Annotated in this window: 22 protein-coding genes and 1 tRNA gene; 11 read left to right on the forward strand and 12 right to left on the reverse strand. The window is 63.1% G+C overall.

Annotated features, from left to right (window positions below; all coding sequences use genetic code 11):
• The first annotated feature begins 76 nt into the window (after window positions 1-76).
• Window positions 77-379, forward strand: a complete 303-nt coding sequence (locus ACLGL5_RS02390; protein WP_019861455.1) for a BolA family protein — start codon at window positions 77-79, stop codon at window positions 377-379.
• 28 nt (window positions 380-407) lie between these two features.
• On the opposite strand, the gene ACLGL5_RS02395 is transcribed toward ACLGL5_RS02390, so the two are convergent.
• Both ACLGL5_RS02395 and ACLGL5_RS02400 read right to left on the reverse strand, forming a co-directional pair.
• Window positions 408-1,961, reverse strand: a complete 1,554-nt coding sequence (locus tag ACLGL5_RS02395) for an acetolactate synthase large subunit (protein ID WP_069090259.1) — start codon at window positions 1,959-1,961, stop codon at window positions 408-410.
• A gap of 117 nt (window positions 1,962-2,078) precedes the next feature.
• Entirely contained in the window at window positions 2,079-2,879 is an 801-nt protein-coding gene (locus ACLGL5_RS02400; protein ID WP_069090260.1) for an alpha/beta hydrolase, read from the reverse strand.
• A 260-nt stretch (window positions 2,880-3,139) separates the two neighbouring features.
• Here ACLGL5_RS02400 and ACLGL5_RS02405 point away from each other — a divergent pair, with 260 nt between their 5' ends.
• The gene (locus tag ACLGL5_RS02405) at window positions 3,140-4,198 is read left to right on the forward strand and encodes a hypothetical protein (protein WP_141700858.1); all 1,059 of its coding nucleotides are present in this window, start codon (window positions 3,140-3,142) and stop codon (window positions 4,196-4,198) included.
• A gap of 96 nt (window positions 4,199-4,294) precedes the next feature.
• Here ACLGL5_RS02405 and ACLGL5_RS02410 read toward each other — a convergent pair whose 3' ends face one another.
• The 3 genes from ACLGL5_RS02410 to ACLGL5_RS02420 are packed head-to-tail and all read right to left on the reverse strand — an operon-like array spanning window position 4,295 to window position 6,931.
• Complete coding sequence (locus ACLGL5_RS02410; RefSeq protein WP_019861460.1) at window positions 4,295-5,185, reverse strand: HlyC/CorC family transporter; 891 nt, start codon at window positions 5,183-5,185, stop codon at window positions 4,295-4,297.
• A 1-nt stretch (window position 5,186) separates the two neighbouring features.
• Window positions 5,187-6,323 (reverse strand): 3-dehydroquinate synthase, encoded by a 1,137-nt coding sequence (aroB, locus tag ACLGL5_RS02415; RefSeq protein WP_494372862.1) that lies wholly within the window; start codon window positions 6,321-6,323, stop codon window positions 5,187-5,189.
• Window positions 6,320-6,931 (reverse strand): shikimate kinase, encoded by a 612-nt coding sequence (locus ACLGL5_RS02420; RefSeq protein ID WP_027047447.1) that lies wholly within the window; start codon window positions 6,929-6,931, stop codon window positions 6,320-6,322. The genes aroB and ACLGL5_RS02420 overlap by 4 nt, the downstream gene beginning before the upstream one ends.
• 211 nt (window positions 6,932-7,142) lie before the next feature.
• Here ACLGL5_RS02420 and ACLGL5_RS02425 point away from each other — a divergent pair, with 211 nt between their 5' ends.
• The 5 genes from ACLGL5_RS02425 (at window position 7,143) to ACLGL5_RS02445 (ending at window position 11,106) form a co-directional block, all read left to right on the forward strand.
• Entirely contained in the window at window positions 7,143-7,295 is a 153-nt protein-coding gene (locus ACLGL5_RS02425) for a hypothetical protein (RefSeq protein WP_019861463.1), read from the forward strand.
• Window positions 7,296-7,320: 25 nt separating this feature from the next.
• On the forward strand, window positions 7,321-8,238 hold the full coding sequence (locus tag ACLGL5_RS02430) for a site-specific tyrosine recombinase XerD (protein ID WP_038649972.1): 918 nt from the start codon (window positions 7,321-7,323) through the stop codon (window positions 8,236-8,238).
• A gap of 98 nt (window positions 8,239-8,336) precedes the next feature.
• Window positions 8,337-9,287, forward strand: coding sequence for an acetyl-CoA carboxylase carboxyltransferase subunit alpha (locus ACLGL5_RS02435; protein ID WP_019861465.1), 951 nt, complete (start codon window positions 8,337-8,339; stop codon window positions 9,285-9,287).
• 239 nt (window positions 9,288-9,526) lie between these two features.
• Window positions 9,527-10,858, forward strand: a complete 1,332-nt coding sequence (locus tag ACLGL5_RS02440; protein ID WP_038649974.1) for a L,D-transpeptidase family protein — start codon at window positions 9,527-9,529, stop codon at window positions 10,856-10,858.
• A gap of 8 nt (window positions 10,859-10,866) precedes the next feature.
• On the forward strand, window positions 10,867-11,106 hold the full coding sequence (locus ACLGL5_RS02445; RefSeq protein WP_019861468.1) for a sulfurtransferase TusA family protein: 240 nt from the start codon (window positions 10,867-10,869) through the stop codon (window positions 11,104-11,106).
• 16 nt (window positions 11,107-11,122) lie between these two features.
• Here the strand turns inward: ACLGL5_RS02445 and ACLGL5_RS02450 are convergent, their stop codons facing one another.
• Together ACLGL5_RS02450 and ACLGL5_RS02455 are read right to left on the reverse strand one after the other, a co-directional pair.
• A complete protein-coding gene (locus tag ACLGL5_RS02450) occupies window positions 11,123-12,250 on the reverse strand; it encodes a CobW family GTP-binding protein (RefSeq protein ID WP_069090262.1) in 1,128 nt (375 codons plus the stop codon).
• An 89-nt stretch (window positions 12,251-12,339) separates the two neighbouring features.
• Window positions 12,340-13,509: a D-alanyl-D-alanine carboxypeptidase family protein gene (locus tag ACLGL5_RS02455; RefSeq protein ID WP_069090263.1), complete on the reverse strand. Its 1,170-nt coding sequence runs from the start codon at window positions 13,507-13,509 to the stop codon at window positions 12,340-12,342.
• A 253-nt stretch (window positions 13,510-13,762) separates the two neighbouring features.
• Between ACLGL5_RS02455 and ACLGL5_RS02460 the strand changes: the two genes are divergently transcribed.
• The 3 genes from ACLGL5_RS02460 to ACLGL5_RS02470 all read left to right on the forward strand — a co-directional run bounded on the left by ACLGL5_RS02460 (window position 13,763) and on the right by ACLGL5_RS02470 (window position 15,765).
• Window positions 13,763-14,926, forward strand: a complete 1,164-nt coding sequence (locus tag ACLGL5_RS02460) for a M20 aminoacylase family protein (protein ID WP_038649981.1) — start codon at window positions 13,763-13,765, stop codon at window positions 14,924-14,926.
• An 84-nt stretch (window positions 14,927-15,010) separates the two neighbouring features.
• Window positions 15,011-15,087, forward strand: a tRNA-Arg gene (locus tag ACLGL5_RS02465).
• 135 nt (window positions 15,088-15,222) lie between these two features.
• Window positions 15,223-15,765: a cytochrome b gene (locus ACLGL5_RS02470; protein ID WP_245306978.1), complete on the forward strand. Its 543-nt coding sequence runs from the start codon at window positions 15,223-15,225 to the stop codon at window positions 15,763-15,765.
• Between the two features lie 35 nt (window positions 15,766-15,800).
• On the opposite strand, the gene ACLGL5_RS02475 is transcribed toward ACLGL5_RS02470, so the two are convergent.
• A complete protein-coding gene (locus ACLGL5_RS02475; RefSeq protein ID WP_069090265.1) occupies window positions 15,801-16,235 on the reverse strand; it encodes a YqaA family protein in 435 nt (144 codons plus the stop codon).
• A gap of 6 nt (window positions 16,236-16,241) precedes the next feature.
• Window positions 16,242-17,750 (reverse strand): multicopper oxidase family protein, encoded by a 1,509-nt coding sequence (locus ACLGL5_RS02480; protein ID WP_069090266.1) that lies wholly within the window; start codon window positions 17,748-17,750, stop codon window positions 16,242-16,244.
• Between the two features lie 166 nt (window positions 17,751-17,916).
• On the opposite strand from ACLGL5_RS02480, the gene ACLGL5_RS02485 reads away from it, so the two are divergent.
• Complete coding sequence (locus tag ACLGL5_RS02485; RefSeq protein ID WP_019861494.1) at window positions 17,917-19,002, forward strand: ABC transporter ATP-binding protein; 1,086 nt, start codon at window positions 17,917-17,919, stop codon at window positions 19,000-19,002.
• A 53-nt stretch (window positions 19,003-19,055) separates the two neighbouring features.
• On the opposite strand, the gene ACLGL5_RS02490 is transcribed toward ACLGL5_RS02485, so the two are convergent.
• From ACLGL5_RS02490 to ACLGL5_RS02500, 3 genes are read right to left on the reverse strand one after another with little or no spacing between them, the layout of a single operon-like run.
• A complete protein-coding gene (locus ACLGL5_RS02490) occupies window positions 19,056-19,898 on the reverse strand; it encodes a carbohydrate ABC transporter permease (RefSeq protein ID WP_019861495.1) in 843 nt (280 codons plus the stop codon).
• Entirely contained in the window at window positions 19,895-20,779 is an 885-nt protein-coding gene (locus ACLGL5_RS02495; RefSeq protein ID WP_038649988.1) for a carbohydrate ABC transporter permease, read from the reverse strand. The genes ACLGL5_RS02490 and ACLGL5_RS02495 overlap by 4 nt, the downstream gene beginning before the upstream one ends.
• Before the next feature lie 57 nt (window positions 20,780-20,836).
• Complete coding sequence (locus ACLGL5_RS02500) at window positions 20,837-22,111, reverse strand: extracellular solute-binding protein (RefSeq protein WP_020629056.1); 1,275 nt, start codon at window positions 22,109-22,111, stop codon at window positions 20,837-20,839.
• Window positions 22,112-22,221: the final 110 nt, after the last annotated feature.

Genomic DNA, 22,221 nt, shown 5'->3' on the forward strand with positions numbered 1-22,221 from the left:
CGAATTGCGGATTTAGTTGCGCAATAGCGGCCCCCGGGGCTAGCGCGCCAGCCATATGTGGTGAACGGAGACTGCAATGTCCATACAGGCGACCATGGAAGACAAGCTCAACAAGGCATTTTCGCCGGAGCGGCTGGTCATCATCAACGAGAGCCATCTCCACGCCGGCCACCATCACCACGGCTCGGACCATCATGGCGCTTATGACGGCACCGGCGAGACGCATTTTCGCGTCCGCGTCGTGTCGTCCGCCTTTGCCGGCATGAGCCGCATCGACCGCCACCGCGCCGTCAACGAACTGCTTGCCGACGAACTGAAGGCCGGCGTTCATGCTCTGGCGATCGAACCGGCGGCGCCCGGCGAAAAGACCCGCTGGTAGATCAGTCCGCCGTGGCCCTCCGGCGCGGTCAGATCACCGCTTCGATCAGGAACGGCCCGCGCCGAGACAGGGCACTGTCCAGCAGCGCGTCGAAGCGCTCGCAGGTGTCGGCGCGCGCCGCCTCCACGCCCATGCCCTTGGCCAGCGACACCCAGTCCAGCGCGGGATGGTCGAGGTCGAGCATGCGCCTGGCGTTCTCGCCGATCGCGTTGACGCCGACATTCTTCATCTCGCCATGCAGGATCGCGTAGGTGCGGTTGGAAAACACGATCGTCACCACGTCGAGATTTTCCCGCGCCTGCGTCCACAGGCCCTGCACCGTGTACATGCCGCTGCCATCGGCCTCCAGATTGATCACCTTGCGGTCTGGACAGGCGATGGCCGCTCCAGTCGCCATCGGGATGCCGCCGCCGATCGATCCGCCCGTGCCCATCATGTAGTCGTGCGGCGCGGCAAAGGCCGACAGCGCGAAGAAGCGCCTGGCCGAGGTGACCGCCTCGTCGCAGACGATCGCATTGTCCGGCAGCTTGCGCGCCACCGACAGCGCGATGGCATCTTCCGTCAGCCCGCCGCTCGGCGCAGCCTCATCGGGAAAAGCGGTTGCGAAGTCAACCTGTTGCGATGGTTTGACGCCGAGTTCGTCGCGAAGTGCTTCCAGCGCCGCATGCAGATCATCGCCATGAGCAGCAAGCGTCCGCACCTGGCAGTCGTCGCGCACCAGCCGTCCCGGTTTTCCCGGATAGGCGAAGAAGGCAACCGGCTCCTTGCCGCCGACCAGCACCAGTACGTCGATATCCGCCAGCAGCGCCGTCGCCGCATCGATCGGATAGGGGATGCGCGTCGGCGCGACGCGCCCGCGCCCGCGTTGCATGCGCGCGATCAGGACCTCGCTGAACAGGCGCACATCGCAGGCCGTCGAGATCTGGCCGGCGATCTCGAGCGCATCGGCGCGCGCCGCTCGCCCGCGAACGATCATCCCGACACGGCCCGGAGCCGCACGGATCGCCTCGGCGGTCGCGCGCACAGCGTCCCTATCGACGGCCGGCGGCGGCGAAAGGACGACCTTGCCCGGCGAGGCCGGGGCAGCATCGCCCCAGGCCGCATCAGCCGGCAGGATCAGCGTGGTGACGCCCGGCGGGGTCAGCGAGGCGCGGAAGGCCGCCTCCGTGGCCGGCTGGACATCGGCCGGCCCGGCGATGCGGCGAACCCAGTTGGACATCGGTGCCGCAAGGCCTTCGATGTCGCTGGTGAGCGGCGCGTCGAGCGGCAGATGATAAGAGGCGTGGTCGCCGACGATGTTGATCATCGGGCTGAACGCACGCCGGGCGTTGTGCATGTTGGCCAGTCCATTGGCCAGGCCCGGACCGGTATGCAGCAAAGTCGCGGCCGGGCGGTCGGTCATGCGCGCATAGCCGTCGGCCGCACCCGTCACCACGCCTTCGAACAGACCGAGCACGCAGCGCATCTCGGGCTTACAGTCGAGCGCGGCAACGAAATGCATTTCGGAGGTGCCGGGATTGGCGAAGCAGACCGTCACATCATTGGCCAGCAGCACGTCGCACAGGGCATCGGCGCCATTCATGCAATTTTTCTCCAAGTCATGAGAACCAATTGCACCTAGGGATGTCCGCACGGCAATATCCCGCCGCCGCTTTTGGCATGATCCAGCTGCAGTAGTGGCGAGCGAACTGGACCGCGATCAGCCGACAGTCGATTTCAGAAACGTCAGCGCGGCAGCGGTCAACGCGTCGCCACCCCTGCCGAAATCGCGGTTGATCGACATATGCGTATAGGCGCTGCCGTCGAACAGCGTGACCTCGGTGCCCGTGGCGCGCAAGCGCTCGGCGAAGGCTTTCGACTCCTCGCCACGGCCCGACGCCCCCGAGTATGCGATGAAGGTCGGCGGATGCTTGCGGCCATCGACATAGCTGGCGGGCGAAAGTGCCGCCCACTGCGAAGGGTCGGAAAAGACCCGCGCATAGGCCCGCTCCATGCCGCCGTTCTTCTCGAGCGCTGCAAGATCATAGGCCCTGGTATCGTTGAGCAGAAGACCGGCTACACCGGGCAGCCCGCCGCGCATGCCGGTCAGCGCGATCAGATGGCAACCGGCCGAATGGCCCATGCCGACAATGCGCGTGGGGTCGCCGCCATGCCCGGCGACGTTGGCCATGACATAGGCATAGGCCTTTTCCACGTCATTGGCCTGGGTGGCGACATCGGCCTCGGGCAACATGCGATAGTCGATCGAGACGAAGCAGAAGCCGTTGGCGAGCAGGAAGGCCGGCTTGGCGCCCACCTGGCTGCGCTTGCCGAACTCCCAAGCCCCGCCATGGACGAAGAAGACCACGGGCAACCCGCTTGCGGCATCGGGCGCATAGATGTCGAGCTTGGCCGGTCCGTAGTCGAAGGTTTTGGGAGATGGTGAGGATTGGCGCGCAAACGTCGTGGCCGGCACAAAAGCCGCCATCGAAGCCAGAAGCAGGGTTCGCCGATCGACCATCATCTTCTCCTGACCGCCCGGCGCAAAATGCACAGGGACGCCGCGAAGTTCCAGTGAAAGATCGGTAACGTGCCGGGACGTTCCCTGGTGTTGAGGTTAAGGTCCAGCCGAGGTGCCGTCATCCTGCATTGATAAATCGATTGTGATACGGGCCGGATTTACAGATCGTTGTGGATATGAATCGATAGGGACTGTAAGTCCGACGACTTGCCTGCCCACAAAGTCCAAGGCGCGCCGGCAAGAAAGCTCCAAAGCTATAAATGACAACGACGATCGTCCATGCTGGCTTTCACAAGACCGGAACCACATCGATCCAGGAGTTCCTGGCAGCTCGTCGCGAGTGGCTGGCGGCACAGAACGTCTTCTATGAACCCGATGGCACAGGGAGCCTGACTGGGCATCACCGGCTGGCGTGCTGGCTCAGCACGCATCGTATATCTCCCGGCCCAAACGACCTTTTTACCCCCGAGCGCGAACGTTATTCGAGCATGCTCCAAGCTCGTTCCCTAAAGGCAGAGAATTTCAGTTATCCATTTTCAACCACAAACCCCATCCGTCTGATTTCTTCTGAGATCTTCAACACTTTCGACCTGGCCGAACTTATCAAGATGAAATCCTTTCTTGGCTCGATCGACCGATTCATACTCTACGTCCGCAACGGCATCGGTTTTATATATTCCTGTTGGGCGTCGAAAGTTCGCTGGGGGCATATCGGCTCGTTCGACGCGTTTCTCAAAGAAACTCTGGGCTTCGCACCGAACACACCGCTGAGCGGCGCCCTTCAGTTTGTCGATGTCCTCAGCAATCTGTTCGGGCCAGAGCGCATCTCGATTCGAAATTTCAATACCGCTCTGCAACACAAGCGTGGAATTGTCGGTGACTTTGTTGAAGGTGAATTGGGTCTGGCGGCACCAGCCAAAGTGGACAAAGAGCGCATATCGAACAGGACGATCTCCTGGATTGCAACAGAGGTGCAAAGAGCGCTGAACCTGTGGAACAAGGACAAGGGCTTTGATGCCGCCGCTGCAGCGCGCGGCAGACTCAACGAGGCGCTCCACAGCCCCGACGGAGAAGCCCTCATGGATGAATTCAGGCAAAAGCTCGAAACGAGAACGAAACTGATCACCATAAGGGACATGCATCCGACCAAGATTGGAATGGACGGCATCGCCTTTCGCGGCAGTGCATCGTTTCGCGGCGCTTGCGAATGGCACTTTCCTTTCGACGAGCCCGCATCATTTGTTCCGACGCACCATCTCGTCGAGGTGCTGGCCGCTCTGCCGGGATTCAAACGCCTGGCGCAAACCGACCCGCTCTAATGCATATCGCCCAAAAGCGGCCCCGGTGAGGGGCAACGACATGCCCAAAACAAGGACCTAAAGTCCGTCGCAGGAATGCGCTCAAAACGCGACGCTTTAGGCGTCGCCCGCCGGCCTGATCCTCAACCTGGCAATGCGGTTCTTGTCCCGCTTCATGACGATGAAGCGCTTGCCGTGGAAGGTGAAAGCCTGCTTCTCCTCGGGGATTGACTGCGCCTCGTGGATGACGAGGCCGGCAATCGTCGTCGCTTCCTCGTCCGGCAGGTTCCAGTCGAGCGCCCGGTTCAGGTCGCGGATCGGTACATTGCCGTCGACGACGACGGAGCCGTCGGCCTCCTGCTTGACGCCCTGGATGTCGACATCGTGCTCGTCGGCGATCTCGCCGACGATCTCCTCGATGATGTCCTCCAGCGTCACCAGCCCTTCGACCTCGCCATATTCGTCGACGACGACGGCGAAATGCGCCTTACGGCGCAGGAAGGCGTTGAGCTGTTCCTGCAAGGTCGTGGTGTCGGGCACGAACCAGGGTTTTGAGGCGATCTTCATCACGTCGATCTTGGAAAAGTCGTTACCGACTTCGTTCAGTGCGCGCAGCAGATCCTTGGCATGCAGCACGCCGACAATGTTGTCGAGCGAGCCCTTCCACAGCGGCATGCGGGTGTGCGGGCTCTGCAGGATCTCGCGCACCACCGCTTCCGGTGCATTATCGGCATTGACCGAGCGCATATTGGTGCGGTGGACCATGATATCGGAGACTTCGAGCTCTTCGAGATCGAACAGGCCGCCGATGCGGTCGCGGTCCTCGCGCACCACCTGGCCGTCGCGGCGGAAATCGTCGACCGCGCCGCGCAGCTCGTCCTGGCTCGAGCGCTGCGGCTCGATGCGCGACAGCTCATAGCCGAACATGGCAAGCAGGCGCGTGCGCACGGCAACGACCAGCAGGATGAGGATGGCAAGAACGGCGACGACGATCCAGCCATTATCCATTTCAGCCGGCTTTCCGGCTGGCTGGATGGTTTTCCCTCAGGAACGACAGCACTTCGGAAGCCGGAACGTCCTTGGCGATAAAAGCCTGGCCGATCCCGCGCGTCAGGATGAAGGTCAGCGCGCCGCGCGACACCTTCTTGTCCTGGGTGATGAAGGAAAGCAGTGCCTCGGCATCCGGCAATTCGCCCGGAATATCGGACATCCGCCACGGCAGGCCGACGGCGCGCAGATGCGTTTCGACGCGTGCCGCGTCGTCGGGGCTTGCCAGATTGAGCCGCGAGGAGAAGCGATGCGCCAGCGCCATGCCGATCGCGACCCCCTCGCCATGGACGAGCCGGGCACCGTCATACTGCGTGGCCGCTTCGAGTGCGTGGCCGAATGTGTGGCCGAGATTGAGCAGTGCCCGGTCGCCGGTCTCGAACTCGTCGCGCGCGACGACATCGGCCTTGGCGCGACAGGCTTCGGCAATCGCCTGCGCCCGCTCCGGCCCGCCGGCGAACACCTTCTGCCAGTTCACTTCCAGCCAGGCGAAAAGTTCCGGCCGGTCGATCAGCCCGTATTTGGCGAGTTCGGCGTAGCCAGCGCGGAATTCGCGGATCGGCAGCGTGTCGAGCACTCCGGTGTCGGCCAGCACCAGCCTGGGCTGCAGGAAGACGCCGACAAGGTTCTTGCCGCGCGGGCTGTTGATGCCGGTCTTGCCGCCGACCGAGGAATTGACCTGCGCCAGCAGCGAGGTCGGGACCTGCACGAAATTCATGCCGCGCCGCACGATGCCGGCGGCAAAACCGGTGAGATCGCCGATGACGCCGCCGCCCAGCGCGACGACGACGTCGCCACGCTCCAGCCTTGCGGCCAGAATCCCATCAACCACCTCTTCGAGATGGGCAAAGCTCTTGGTCTTCTCGCCCGGCGGCATCGTGATGACGGTGGGCTGGATGCCACCCTTCTCGAGCCCTGCCTTCAGCGTATCGAGATGCGCGGCGGCGACATTCTCGTCGGTAACGACAGCCGCGCGCGTACCCGGTAGCCGGCGTGAAATCTCCTCGCCGGAGCGCGACAAAAGGCCGGAGCCGATCAATATGTCGTAGGCCCGGTCGCCAAGGCCGACTTCGACGGTGACTGACTGGTCCACGCTCACGATTCGATCTCGCCCGTCGCTGCAATTTCATCGATGCCGAAATGCCGGCACAGCGCGTCCAGCACCTCGGCGGCGATAACCTCCTTGCGGTCGTCGCGGGTCGGCACGGTGACATCTGATGTCGCGTAGACCGGATAGCGCTCGCCCATCAGCCGCTCCAGCACGGCGCGGGGATCGGCGCTTTTCAACAGCGGCCGGTTCTGCTTCTTCGAAACCCGGTCCATCAGAAGATCGAGTTCCGCCTTTAGCCACACCGAGACGCCATGCGCGGCGATGGCTTCGCGCGTCTGCGCGTTCATGAAGGCGCCGCCGCCGGTCGAAAGCACCTGCGGGCCATTTTCAAGCACGCGCAGGATGACACGCTGCTCCAGGGCCCTGAACTCGGTCTCCCCATAGCGCTCGAACAGCTCCGGCACGGTCATGCGCGAGACGCTTTCGATCTCCTGGTCGCTGTCGATGAAGGGCAGCGAAAGCATCGTCGCCACCTTGCGGCCGATCGCCGTCTTGCCGGCGCCCATCAGGCCGACAAACACGATGGACCGGCTGCCCAGCCGGCCAAGCAGCGCGGCGAGGCTCTCGCCTGGAGGATTTGCCTGGTGCGCGTTCATCAGCTGTTTCTTGGGCCCTCTTTGCCGGCGTATCGACATGAAAAGCCGGTTTGCGTCAAGCGTGCCGGGCACAGGCAAGCCTATATCGGGCGGAGGATGCCTGCATCAGAAGTTGCTGACAGGCCTCCGCTTCTTCCTTGAATTGGCCGGATAGGCGTCCCATAAGGGCACAGGGTTTGGAAACGCAGAACAAGAAGACGGGCGAAAATTGATGCCGACACTGTTTCGCTTTGTCGTGATCCTCGCGATTCTGGCCGGCATTGCCTATGGTACGATGTTCGCGTTGGTGATGTTCGTCGAGCCCAAAAAAGCCGAGATGAGCGTGCGCATCCCGCCGGAAAAGCTGAATCCCAAGAAAAACTGACCCCGAAGAAAACTGATCCCCGAGGATGAACAGCGCCGCCCGCATCGAGGCCTTCCTGGAAATGATGAGCGCCGAGCGCGGCGCCGCCGAAAACACGCTGTCCTCCTACCGACGTGACCTCGAAGACGCTTCGAGTGGGATCGATGGCGGGCTTGCCGGTGCAGCCGCCGCCGATATCCGTGCCTATCTCGACGACATCGCAGCTCGCGGCTTCGCGCCGACCTCGCAGGCGCGCAAACTGTCGGCGATCCGCCAGTTCTTCAAATTCCTCTACGCCGAGGGCCTGCGCACCGATGACCCGACCGGCACACTGGACAGCCCGAAAAAAGGCCGTCCGCTGCCCAAGACGATGAGCGAGGCCGAAACCGGCCGGCTGATCGACCGCGCCGCGGTGGAAGCCGGCGACGCCGGGCTCGGCTACAGTGACAGGCTGGCCGCGCTACGCCTGCACGCGTTGGTCGAGGTGCTCTACGCCACCGGCCTGCGCGTTTCCGAGCTGGTCGGCCTGCCTGTGACGGTTGCGCAGCGCGACGACCGTTTCTTTATGGTGCGCGGCAAGGGTGACAAGGAACGCATGGTGCCGCTCTCGGCCAAGGCGCGGGTGGCGATGCGCGCCTGGCTTGCCGCCCGGGCCGGAGTGCCCGCTTTCGCCGACAGCCCGTTCCTGTTTCCGGCGGCGTCCGACAGCGGCTATCTCTCGCGCCAGGTCTTTGCCCGCGACCTGAAAGGGCTGGCGGCGCGGGCCGGCATCGCCTCGGCCAAGATATCGCCGCATGTGCTGCGCCATGCTTTCGCCAGCCATCTCCTGCAGAACGGCGCCGATCTCAGGGCGGTGCAGCAGTTGCTCGGCCATGCCGACATATCGACGACACAGATTTACACCCATGTGCTGGAGGAGCGGCTGGTGCGGCTGGTCAACGATCATCATCCGCTTGCCGACTAGGCCTCATATCGCTATGTGAGGACGACATTTCACCGCCGGGAGCCTTGGTTTCAAGGGTTCCGCAGTCCTTGCCTTCCGACGTATCGGTCCGCCCAAGCATGTATAATTATCTCGATTTCGAAAAGCCGGTGCAGGATCTCGAGCTCAAGATCCTCGAGCTCAAGAAGCTTGCCGAGAATGGCGAAGCGGTCGATGTCGCCGATGAGATCACCCGGCTGGAGAAGCGTTCGCGCGACGCGCTGCGCGATCTCTACAAGGCGCTGACGCCCTGGCAGAAGGTGCAGGTTGCCCGCCATTCCGACAGGCCGCACTGCGTCGACTACATCAAGGGCCTGTTCAGCGACTTCACGCCGCTCGCCGGCGACCGCAATTTCGGCGAGGACCAGGCGATCGTCGGCGGTTTTGCCCGTTTCCGCGGCGAACCTGTCGCGATCATCGGCCAGGAAAAGGGCTCGGACACGACCAGCCGCCTGAGGCACAATTTTGGTTCGGTGCGTCCGGAAGGATACCGCAAGGCGGTGCGGCTGATGGAACTGGCCGACCGCTTCAAGATCCCGCTGTTGACGCTGGTCGACACAGCAGGCGCCTATCCCGGCGTCGGCGCCGAGGAGCGTGGCCAGGCCGAAGCCATCGCCCGCTCGACCTCGGCCTGCCTTGCACTAAAAGTGCCGTCGATCTCGGTGGTCATCGGCGAAGGCGGTTCGGGCGGCGCCATCGCGATCGCCACCGCCAACCGCGTCTACATGCTCGAACACGCCATTTATTCGGTGATTTCGCCGGAAGGGGCGGCCTCGATCCTGTGGCGCGACACCACGCGCTCCAAGGACGCGGCGACCAACATGAAGATCACCGCGCAGGATCTTCTGGAACTGAAGATCATCGACGCCATCATCCCCGAGCCGATGGGCGGCGCCCAGCGCGCGCCCGAAACGGTGATTGCCGCGACCGGCGACCTCATTGCCAAGACGATGAAGGAATTTGCCGGCGCCAACACCGATTTCCGCGAACAGCGCCGCGAGAAATATCTGGCGATGGGCCGCAGTCTCTGACGGCATCTGCCGGCGGACAAGGCCATCGGAAGCCCCGCGCGCGCGGCAATGTGGCGGCAATGTGCAATTTCGCCACAAAAATGCCGCCGGATTCGGGTCAATGAAATTGCCGTGAGGGGTTGGTCGAAGCTTGCGGTAAGGAATTTTCAAGGTTAACGGGCTTACGGTCCGTCGGTGTTCAGCATACGGGCTCGGCAGTTCGCAGCCATTGGCCCGAGGGAAAAGACATAGCCGTATCCATGTTTGCCAAGCTCGCCCGCACCGGAGTCCTCGCCGCCTCGATAGCCATCGCCGGCTGCAATGATTCGTCGATGAAGGACTTTGCCCCGGAAGCCAACAAGCCGCTGCCGGACAAGATCCTTGCCGACATGAGGGCCAAGGGCATGGTGCGCACCTCCTCGGTGATGGCGCGCATCTTCAAGGAAGAGGGCAAGCTCGAGATCTGGAAAGCCAAGACCAACGGCCGCTACGACATGGTGGCGAGCTACGACATCTGCAAATGGTCGGGCAAGCTCGGCCCCAAATACACCGAAGGCGACCGCCAGGCGCCTGAAGGGTTCTACACGGTCCGCCCGTCGCAGATGAATCCGCGCTCCAACTACCATCTGTCCTTCAACATCGGCTTTCCCAACGCCTATGACCGCGCCAATGGGCGCACCGGCCAAAACCTGATGGTGCATGGCGCCTGTTCGTCCTCGGGCTGCTATTCGATGACCGACGCGCAGATCGAGCAGATCTATGCCTTCGGCCGCGACGCTTTCCAGGGCGGCCAGACCGAGTTCCAGGTCCAGGCCTTCCCATTCCGTATGACCGCCGCCAACATGGCGCGCTACCGCAACGACCCGAACTACGAGTTCTGGAAGATGCTGAAGGTCGGCTACGACAATTTCGAGGTCACCAAGGTGCCGCCGAAGGTCGATGTCTGCGAGAAGCGCTACGTCTTCAACCAGGTCGCCGCCGATGGCCAGACATTCGATCCGACCGGACCATGCCCGGCAACCACGCAGCCGGATTCGCTGAAGAGCGCCTACAACGCTTATCAGAGCACCTATGACGCGGCCTTCAACAGCGCGCTCAAGGCAAGCGTGCCTCCGCCGAAGCCGACCATCGCCGGCATCAAGGAAGCTAGCATCGTCTCCGACTGGTCGAAGCGCCGGGCGCGCGGCGAGCGCGTGCCGATCGATCCGCCTTCGCTCAACAATGACGGCACGGTGAGCGAAACGGCGCGCATGGGCCGCATCGATTCGCCCGCTGGCCGCAAGATGGCGGCACTGGACGCCGAGAAAGCCGCCAAGCAGAAGGCCGAGGAGCAGAGGCTGGCCGCGATAGAGGCCGCCAAGCAGGCCAAGGAGGCCGCAAAGGCGCAGGCGCTGGCCGAAAAGGAAGCGGCCAAGGCGCAAGCCGTGGCGGCAAAGGAAGCGGCAAAGGCCGCCAAGGAAGCCCCGGTCGCCACCGCCACCATAGCCGCCCCGACGGAGGCCGCGCCGGAAGCCGAAACGCAGGCAGCGAGCGCCGATGAAAGCCGGGTGACCAAGCTGAAGAACAAGCTGCTCGGCATGTTCGGCGGCTGAGCCTGGTCTTGGCCGAGGATACCGCTGTCTACGACCTGAAAGGGCTGAACTGCCCGCTTCCCGTGCTCAAGGCGAAGAAACGCCTCGCGGGAATGCAGCCGGGCAGCCGGCTCTGGCTCGAGACCACCGATCCGCTCGCCGTCATCGATATTCCCGCCTTTTGCTCGGATGCCGGCCACCAGCTGATTGAAACAGCGGCGGTATCAGGCGGCCATCGGTTCCTGGTCGAGCGCGGCGAGACCGTCTGAATTTCGATGCAAAACGCTATCTTCCGGCGATCGCCAGCGGATTGTTTTCCAGTGCCGCGCGGTCGGGTGTGTCGATCGACGGCCGGTTGGTGAAGGCGGCGAACAGCCTGCGCACATAGTCTTCCGGCATGTCGAGCGTGATCAGCACCAGCCGCGTGCCGCGCTGGCCGTCCGGCCACGCCGGCAGCCTCGCCGGCGGATGCAGGATCTTCTGCACGCCGTGGATGACCAGCGGACGTGACGGATCTTCGCTGAGTTCGATCACGCCCTTCATGCGCAGCAGCTTCTCGCCATGCGTCGAACGCAACAGGTCGAGGAACATTTCTATCGCTGAAAACGGCACCGGACCGTCATGGACGAGCGAATAGGAGCGCACGCGCGAATCGTGGCTATGGCCATGATCATGACTGTGATCGTGGTCATGCCCGTGGGCATGATCGTCATGGTGATGGTCGTGGGCATGGTCATGCGCCGCTTCCTCGCCGAGCCAGCGACGCACATCGGCGGATTTGGTGGCGGGATTGTAGAGGCCGCAATCAAACAGCGCCGCCACGCCGGTTGTTGAATGACCGGCATCAAGCAGTTCGGCGCCCGGATTGATCTGCCGCAGGCGCGCCCGCAGCGTGTCGAGATCGCCGGCATCGGTCACCAGGTCGACCTTGCTCAGCACGATGCGATCGGCGACGGCGACCTGCTTGACCGCCTCGACATGGGCGTCGAGCGTGGCATTGCCATTGACCGCGTCGACCAGCGTGATGACGCCGTCGAGCCGGAAAGCCTGGACGAGCGCCGGATGCGCCATGATCGACTGCAGCACCGGCGCCGGGTCGGCCAGCCCCGTGGTCTCGACGATGACGCGGGCAAGCCGGGCGATACGGCCGGTCTGCAGCCGGTCGACCAAATCGGCCAGCGTGTCGACCAGTTCGCCGCGCACGGTGCAGCACAGGCAGCCGTCGGAAAGCTGGATGATGCCGTCGGAGGCCTGCTCGACCAGCAAATGGTCGATCGCCACCTCGCCATACTCGTTGATGATGACCGCCGTGTCGGCCAGCGCCGGATCCTTCAGCAGCCGGTTGAGCAGCGTCGTCTTGCCGGCGCCGAGGAAGCCGGTCAGCACCGAGACGGGGATCGGAAACCCATTCATCGGGATCTGTCTCTTTGTTTGAGCATGATCCTTTCCGAAAACCGGATTCCAAGTTTCGCTGACGCGGACCTTCGGTTCGGGATCATGCTCTAGTTCGCGACCTTGACCGGCTGGTCGCCCTGTGCGGCGGAACCAGCAACGGCCGGACCGCCGCCGGTCGGCACCGGCCGATCGGGCCGCCAGCTCGGGATCGGCACGTCGGCATATTCCTGGCCGCCCTGGTCGAGCATCGCCTTCGGCGCCGGACCGGTGGCGCCGCCGAGGCCGACGGCAACCAGCGTCGGCACATGGTCGAGCTTTTCCTGATAGGGCGATTTCGGCGCGTCCTTGGCGGCAACAGCGGGCGGCGCCTCGGACTGCTCCTCCGACGTCTTCTTCTTCTTGCAGACCTCGTCTTGCATGTCGTTGGGCGAGACCGTGTCGCCATAGGGCGCCAGCGTCGCGACGGTGGCCGAACCGGCCGTGGGCGTGTCAAACCCCTGGTCGAGTAGTTTTGCCGCGGTCTCGGCACGACTGATCGCCGACTTCTCGCCAAGCACGACCGCGACCAGCGTGCGGCCGTTGCGCGTCGCCGAACCGATCATGTTGAAGCCGGAAGGGCAGACGAAGCCCGTCTTCATGCCATCGGCGCCGGGGTAACGGCCGATCAGGAGATTGTAGTTCGGAATGGCCTTCTTGCCAACCGCAAGGCCTTCGATCGAGAACCACGGCGCATATTGCGGGAACTCGCGGCGGATCGCCATAACCAGGACCGAAAGGTCGCGCGCCGTCGTGTACTGGTCTGGCGAGTAGAGGCCGTTCGGATTGACGAAATGGGTGCCGTTCATGCCGAGCCGAGCCGCTTCGGCATTCATCCTTTCGGCGAAGGCGGCCTGCGAGCCGCCGACATTCTCGCCGACAGCCATGGCGATGTCATTGGCCGATTTGACCAGCATCATCTTCAGCGCATTGTCGAGCCGCATCACCGAGCCCGGCTTGAAACCCATCTTGCTTGGCGGCTCACCGGCGGAGTGCTTGGTCACCTTGATCGGTGAATCGAGCTGGACCTCGCCGGCCGCGATCGCCCGGAAGGTCACATAGGCGGTCATCAGCTTGCTCAGCGAGGCCGGATACCAGCGTTTGAAGGCATCCTGGTGCTGCAGGATCTGGCCGTTCTTCAAATCGAAGACAACCACCGGATTGGCCAGCGCCGGCCCGGCCAGGACCGACAGCATGATTGCGCCAGCCGAGAATAGTTTGAGGAAATGCCTGTGCCGCATGATCTAATCCGAAATCGCCTCTTGCCCTGATTGCCCCTGGCTCCGTAAGATTTCGTTACGCGACCGCCAGCACAATGAGTCCGACCCTCAAAAACGGACCGCATCGGTGCGGTGCTATTTACCCTATGTGACGCCAACATGGCAAAGTGCCTGACAATCACAATTCCAAAACCCCGCGCACAATTGCAAAACCCCGGGTACAATTGCAAAACACAGGCTGAAGCCGGCTGCACCAACAACGAATGGAACCATCATGCCAATCCTGAACCGCGCCGCTGAAATGCAGGACGAAGTCGCCGGCTGGCGCCGGCATCTGCACCAGACGCCGGAGCTGAACTTCGATGTCTTCAAGACGGCGGCTTTCGTCACCGAGAAGCTAAAGGAGTTCGGTTGCGATGATGTGGTCACCGGCCTCGGCAAGACCGGCGTCGTCGGCGTCATCCGCGGCCGCCAGGGCGAAGGCGCCACCATCGGCCTGCGCGCCGACATGGATGCGCTGCCGCTCAATGAAATCACTGGCAAGCCCTACGCCTCGACCGTTCCCGGCAAGATGCACGCCTGCGGCCACGACGGTCACACCGCGATGCTTTTGGGTGCCGCCAAATACCTTGCCGAGACGCGCAATTTCGCCGGCTCCGTGGCGGTGATCTTCCAGCCGGCGGAGGAAGGCGGCGGCGGCGGCAACGAGATGGTCAAGGACGGCATGATGGAGCGCTTCGACATCTCCAAAGTGTTCGGCATGCACAACATGCCGGGCTTGCCCGTCGGCCAGTTCGCCATCCGTCCGGGCCCGATCATGGCGGCGACGGCCGAATTCACCATCACCGTGAAAGGCAGGGGCGGTCACGCCGCGATGCCGCACGGCACGATTGATCCGATCGTCATCACCAGCCAGCTGGTCGGCGCGCTGCAGACGATCGCCTCGCGCAGCACCGATCCGGTCGAGGCCGTGGTGGTGTCGGTGACCAAGTTCCATGCCGGCGACGCCTACAACATCATCCCGGAATCGGCCGAGATCGCCGGCACCGTTCGCACCTTGCGCAAGGAGATCGCCAAGAAATCCGAAGAGCGCATCCGCACCATCTGCGACGGCCTGGCGACCGCCTTCGGCGCCAGGATCGAGGTCGACTACCAGGCAAATTACCCTGTGACCTTCAATCACGCCGAAGAGACGATGTTTGCTAGCGATATCGCGGCCAATGTCGCCGGCGACGCCCAGGTCCACCGCGGCATCCAGCCGGTGATGGGCGGCGAGGATTTCTCCTACATGCTGGAAGCCCGCCCCGGCGCCTTCATCTTCATCGGCAATGGCGACACTGCCGGTCTTCACAACCCGGCCTATGATTTCAACGACGAGGCCATCCCGCACGGCATGAGCTACTGGGTGAAGCTGGCGGAAACCGCCCTGGCCGCCTGAAGCTCATTGCCCAGAAGGTCGGCCGATTGCATGCGGGCGGCCTCTTGGCGAAACGGTCCGAAGCGGCTATGTGTCGGGCCGCGTGGTCCCGTAGCTCAGTAGGATAGAGCGGCAGATTCCTAATCTGTAGGTCACAGGTTCGATTCCTGTCGGGATCACCATGCATTTTCAAGCGCTTGGCGAAGAAGCATTGTACCTCTTTGCGCAATCAGGTCCGTTGAAGAGGACGAAGACATCACGCCCTCATGCGCACCCTTGAAAAACGTCGGGCCGCGAAGGTGAGCGGGAAACCTCGCTTGCATTGGCATTTCGGCATTCGTCTGCTGCATTGGCTGACCGTGGCGGCGCTCGCGGCGCAAATCGCCATTGCCTTCGGGCCGATGCGGGGGCCGGGCATGACGATGATGAACTGGCTGCCGCTTCACATGTCGATCGGCGTGACGATCCTGACCATCGTCGTCCTCAGGCTTTGCTGGCGCAGCTTCACGCAGGCCCCCGTCAGGCCAACCTCACGATTCCTGCGGTTTGCGACGGCTTTCTTCCACGTGCTTCTCTATGTCACGATCCTCGCCGTCCTGATAACGGGATGGCTAGGCTATCGGCCAATGCCTTTCATGCCCCCTGCACGGCTTTTCGGAACCTTGCCCGTGCCGCTGGCGCCCTCCGTAGGGGCGCTGTCGGCAAGGAGTTTCGCCTTCGTGCATCAGAAGCTGGTCTGGATAATGCTTGGACTTATCGGCGTTCACGTCCTGGCTGCCATGGTGCATTTGGGGCTGTTGCGCGATGGCGTCATGCGAAGCATGGTCTTCGGCCGGCCGGAAACGGCCTCACGCGAATAAGCATGCCGCTCGCGGTCGACAATGCGGACGATGACTCACGCCGTCGCCCACAACCCTCCCGCGACGATCACCGCATAGCGTGCAGCCTTGCCGGTCGCGACAAGAGCGACGAACACGCCGAGGTTCACGCGTGCGGCGCCCGCGGCAAGGGTGAGAGCATCTCCGACGACCGGCAGCCAGGCAAACAACAGTGTCCATTCGCCAAAGCGGCGGAACGTTCGGCATGCCTGCTCATAGCGATCCGTGGCGACTGGAAACCAGCGCCTGTTGTGCAGCCCGTCGATGCCACGCCCCAGAACCCAGTTCACCACGGAGCCGAGCGTGTTGCCGATCGTCGCCACCACAAGGAGCAGCCAAGGGTCACCGCGGCCTGAGAGGACAAGGCCGGCGAGCACCGCCTCCGACGAAACCGGCAGGACGGTTGCGGCGAGGAAGGCGCTGAGGAACAGTGCGCCATAGAGCGCCGCCACGCCGGACTATGCCTGCACGTCGACAATGCCCATCATGCCGAGCTGCTCATGCTCGAGGATGTGGCAGTGATACATCCTCGACCCCGGCCGGTCCTGCCGCAGCAGCAGCCGCACCGTCTCTCCGCGCGCGACATTGACGGTGTCTTTCCAGGCGCGATAGGCCGGCTTTGACATGGTGCCGCCGCGTTCGTGCTCGACCACCTGGAACTGCGTCCCATGCACATGGAATGGATGATCCATGTCCGCCTCGTTGACGATCTCCCAGAGTTCGACCTGACCAGCCTTGGCGACGACGTCGATGCGCTGCATGTCGAAGGCGGCGCCATTGATCAGAAAGCCCATCTCCATGCCGCCGGCGTTCATGGCCATGGTTTCGGTGAAGACAAAGCGGCGGCTGACCGCCGGAGCGCCGAGTTGCGCGATCGGCCGCAGCCTGTCGGGCAGTGGCGGGACAGGCCCGGTCGGCGTCTCCGAGACATTGACCGTCAGCAGCGTCAGCCCGGCATCGGCAGGGCGCCCGGGACCCATCCAGCCGCGGTCATAGTCCAGCGTGGCAAGCGCGGCCGCGCCGGGCTTGTCGAAAGACACGACCAGTTCAAGCCGTTCCGCCGGGCTGAGCAGGATGTCGCCGGCAGCCACCGGGGCCTCCAGCAGACCGCCATCCGTTCCGATGATCGTCATCGCCGCGCCGTCGAAGGAAAGCCGCAGAAAGCGCGCGTTGGTCGCATTGTAGAGCCGGAAGCGCCGTTTCGCGCCAAAGGGCACCGCCAGTGTGGGATTCTTCTGCCCGTTGACCAACACATGGTCGCCGACGCGCCCGTTCATCAGGTCCGTCATCGTGTTGTCGGGCAAGGTGCCATCGGCCGCAAGGCGCAGGTCGGTGAAAACCAGCACGGTATCGCCATAGGCGGCCGGGATCGGATCGGCCTTCGGCTTGACCACGAACACGCCGGCAAGGCCGCGATAGACCTGCTCGGCGGTCTTGCCGTGCGGATGCGGGTGATACCAATAAGAGCCGGCGCTGCCTTCCGGCAGATCGAAACTGTAGGTGCGATCGGTGCCGGTGGCGACCTGGTCCATCGGATTGCCGTCCTGATCGGCCGGCACCGGCATGCCGTGCCAGTGGATGGTGCTTGCCTCGTTCGCGATCCGGTTGGCGAAGGTGATCTCGACGCGGTCGCCCTCCACGGCCTCGATCAGAGGCCCGGGGCTGGTGCCGTTGTAAGCGAGGATCGGCGTGTCCAGTCCTTCGGCAAAACGCGCCGTGGCGGACCCGGCCGTCAGCGTCGCCTTGAACAGACCCGGCCTGCCGGCTTCGTTCGCCAGCAGGGGCAATTCGCGCAACGCCTCGCCCTCGGGCAGAACCACCGTGCCTTGCGGCGCGGTGCCCATGTCATGGCCCGCGTGACCGCCCATATTCATGCCCGGCATGTCGTCCATCTTCATCTGCGCAGCGGCACGCTCGCCCACAAAAATCGTCGCAAGACCTGCTGCCAGAAAACCTCGCCGATGCATCTGTCGTTTCCTCGACCAGTCGTTGAACACCAAGGGCGACCCTAAGAGACTGCCGATGCCTGGCCAGGTCAATGCGGCGTTTGGGCCGCCTGATCGGCTCGGCGCCCTTAGTTCCTTGACATCGGGTATTTATCCGAAATTATGTAGGAAAGAAGGGATCGCAAGCATGACGGGAATCGCGCTTTCGGGCGTATCGAAGCACTTTGGCTCAGTCGAAGTGATCCGCGACGTGAGCCTGGACATCGAGCCGGGAGAACTGGTCGTGTTTCTCGGTCCGTCCGGTTCCGGCAAGACGACGCTGCTGCGCATGATCGCCGGCCTCGAAAGCATAGACCAGGGCACGCTGACGATCGACGGAGTGCGCTCGGAGAACCTTGCGCCGGGCAGGCGCAACGTTGCGATGGTCTTCCAGAACTACGCGCTTTACCCGCATATGACAGTCGCGGAGAACATGGCCTTCGGGCTGAGGAACATCCGGGTCGCGCCGGATGTCATACGCCAACGCATCGCCGAGGCTGCGCGTATCCTGGAGATCGAAGCGCTGCTCCAGCGGCGGCCGTCGCAGCTCTCCGGCGGGCAGCGCCAGCGCGTCGCCATCGGGCGAGCGATCGTGAAGGAGCCCAAGGCATTCCTGTTCGACGAGCCACTCTCCAATCTGGACGCAGCACTTCGAGCCCGTACACGCGTCGAGCTTGCCGAACTGCATCAGCGTTTGAAGTCGACGATGATCTACGTCACCCACGACCAGGTGGAAGCGATGACGCTCGCCGACCGTATTGTGATCCTCAACAATTGCCGGATAGAGCAGATGGGCAGACCCGTCGATGTCTATGCGCGTCCGGCGTCGCGATTCGTCGCGACCTTCGTCGGGTCACCCGCGATGAACATTCTGCCCGTTACGGTTTCGGGTTCGGGTGACAGGCTCAATGCGCGCTTGACCGACGGATCGCTGGTCGAACTTCCCGGCGCGCCGGTCAACAGGGATTGGCGCGAACTCGGCGTGCGGCCGGAATCGCTGACGGTCGTCGCGGAGGGCAATGAAACATCCGCCACGGCCACCGTTGTCGAGCGCCTTGGCGAGCGAACGCTCGTCTACGCACGGCTCGCGGATGGGACCCAGGTTACGGCACAGGATCGCGGGCTTTCGAGCGTCAAACCGGGCGACGCCGTTCGGCTGAAGTTCGACACCACGGCCCTGCATCTCTTCGCCGCGGACGGATCGGCCTGGCACGCGGGCGCTGACGGGGCCTGAACCTGCCCAGCGGCGATCGTGCCCTCCGGCATTGCGGTGCACTTGCCGGCGCTTTAGCCCTTGATACCTGCCGAGAGCGTTATCGCTTCGGTTACCCGGCGCTGGAAGCAGAGGTAGGCCAGTGCCACCGGCAGGCCGGCCAGTACGGCTGCCGACAGCTGGCGCGCGTAGTAGACACCGAAGGCGTCGTTGACCTGCGTGATGCCGACGGTGATCGTCATCATCTCGGTGCGGGTCACCGAGAGGAACGGCCACAAGAACGCGTTCCACGTCCAGATGAAGCAGACGATCGACAGCGCCGTCGTTACCCCCCAGTTCATCGGCATGTAGATCTTGAAGAGGATCCCGAATTCAGACGCATTGTCCATGACCGCGGCCTCGCGGAAATCCTTCGGGACCTGATCGAAGAACTGCTTGTACACGATGATGATGACGGGGTGGATAAGCTGCGGCAACATGATCCCGGCCCAGCTGTTGAGCAGGCCAAGGTTGGCGACCAGCACGAAATGATTGATGATCAATGCCGAAGTCGGAACCATGAAGGAGGCGAGGATCAGCCACCACAGCGCGATGCGCCCCGGGAACCGCAACTGCGAGATCGCGTAGCCGCACAGCATCGAGATGAAGATGGTGATGACCGTTACGCCGACCGCGACCGCCACCGAATTAACGTACCAGGCGCCGATCTGTGTGGTGGTCACGGCGCTAATGTAGTTCTCCAGCGTCGGCGTCTCGGGCCAGAGTTCGATGTAAGGCCGGACGACCTCGTCGTCCGGTTTGAGCGATGAGATCACCCCCCAATAGAGCGGGAATGCCCATAGGATGGCCCAGACGAGCGTCAGTGCCGTGATGATCCCGCCCCAGAAATTCCAGCGTTGCGCAGCCATGGCGTTCATCGGCGCCGCCTTTCGGCGAACCGGAGCAGTTGGAATTGCAGGACCGAGACGACCACCACAAGCACGAAGAGGGTAACGGCGACAGCCGCCGCCCTGCCTCCCTGGTTCTGCTGGAAGGCCTTTTGGAAGATGTAATAGACGAGGACCATATTGTCGTTCGGCCGGCCGCCGAACGAGAACAGATAGACCTGGTCGAAGATCTTGAGCTGCAGGATGAGCTGGATGGTCAACACCAGCGAGGTAACCGGCCATAGCAGTGGCCAGGTGATACGCCGGAACGTGGTCCATCGCGTCGAGTTGTCGAGTGCGGCGGCTTCGTAGATCTCGACTGGTATGGACCTCAGTCCGGCGAGGAAGAGGAGGATCGAGAAGCCCGCGGTCCACCAGATCGTCACCCCGGCCACCGCCGGCAAGAACCAGACGCGCGACTTGAAGACCGGTACGCGCGGGATTCCCAGCCAGTCCAGCACATGCATCGCGATCCCGAACTGGAAATTCAGCGTCCAGTCCCAGATCAGATAGACGACCGACACCGGCAAAATGTAGGGCAGGAAAAACAGCGCCAGCACGATCGACTGGAACCGGCCCTTGAGGCGCGACACGCCAAGCGCGATCAAAAGGGCGATGAGCGTCCCGGGGACGACCGTCATCAGCACGAAGTAAGCGGTGTTCCAGACCGCGCGCCGGAACATCGGGTCGTTGTCGAGCCGCAGATAGTTGTCGAGGCCAACCCACCGACCCGCGCCGATCAGCGGCGCATCGGTGAAGGAGATGCGGAACATCTGGACCGTCGGATAGACGAACGCCAGCAGGTAGATCGCCAGGAAGGGAGCGACCAGCACCAGCGCGACAAGACGTTCAGTGCGGGAGTTGCGAAGCATGGCTCTTCCTCGAACACGGCTGGGGCCGCCCTGGGCGGGCGGTCCCAGCCTTGAGCCTTACATGCTGTTCAGCTCTTCCTTGATGGATTTCACCGCCTCGCCTGGGTCCATCTCGCCGTTGAGGGTCGGCACGAAATAATTGGACATGATGTCGAAGATCGGCCCGGCGACACCGGCCTTGGTCGACTTCGGATCGAAGATCATGTTGGCCGTCAGCGTCGAGTAGGTCGCATTGGGCTGCATTGCCTTGTATTCGGCCGACTCGGTGACTGGCTTGTATGCCGGGATGTGGCCTGCCGTGGCCCAGAACAGCGAGTGCTTGTCGATCCATGAGATCACCTCGAGAACGGCGGCACGCTTTTCCGGGCTGAGCTCCTTGCCCTTGTTCTTCGGGATTGCGAACGAATGGCTGTCCGCATAGGTGCACGGTTTGTCGAAGATCACCGGGATCTCGACGGCGCCCCAGTCGAACAGCTTGCCTTGCTTGGCGAGGTCGGTCATCGTGGGAACTTCCCAGACGCCGTTGATCATCATAGCGGCCTTGCCCGAGGTGAACAGGGCGACGGTTGCGGGATAGTCCGTATAGGTCGACTGCAGCCCGGCCTTCGTCCACCCTTGCAGAACCGCCAACGCGTTCGCCAGCTTCTTGCCGTTGTCGCCGGCGAGGAATTCGTTGCCCGTCAGAAGCTCGCCGCCTTGCTGGCACACCAGCGAATAGATGGTGCGGTACATGAAGTTGCCGTCGGCGGTGACGCTGCCCAGCGGGAACTCGACGCCGGCATCCTTCAACTTCTGCAGTGTCGCGGTGAATTCCTCCTTGTTTTTCATACCCACGGGACGGCCGTCGTCGCCGAGCACGCCTGCCTTCTTCAGGAGGACGCGATTGTAGTACAGGACGATCGGATGGGTATCGAGCGGCACTGCGTATTGCTTGCCGTCGACCGTCACGGCGCCCATCGTCGTCTGGGCGAAGTCCGAGGCCGAGAGGCCCATCTTGCTCATGTCGTCGGCGGTGATTTCTTCGAGAATGTCCTGGCTCACCGCCAGGGGGATACGGCTGGCATGATAGGTCATGACGTCTGGCGCCTCACCGACCGCGGCGGAGGTCTGCACCTTCGAGTAGAAGGGCGTGCCCCACTCCAGCGTCGTGGCGTCGATCTTGATCTTGCCGGTGTGGGCGGCGTTGAAGTCGGCGATCATCTGCTTCATGCGCACACCGTCGCCGCCGCCGAGGAAATCCCACCACATGACGGTTTCTTCGGCCTGGGCCGCGACGGCCCAGATTCCTCCGGCCGCAACCACCGCTATGGCCATCATCCTGCGAAAGTTCATCTCAGCTTCCTCCCGAGTACGGCGGTTAGATCCGCCTTGAACGTTTCAATGCTACACCAAACCGATCCGCCTGCAACGGATTTTACGATATGTATCCGATATCAGGATAT

The organism is Mesorhizobium sp. U510 (assembly GCF_059180695.1).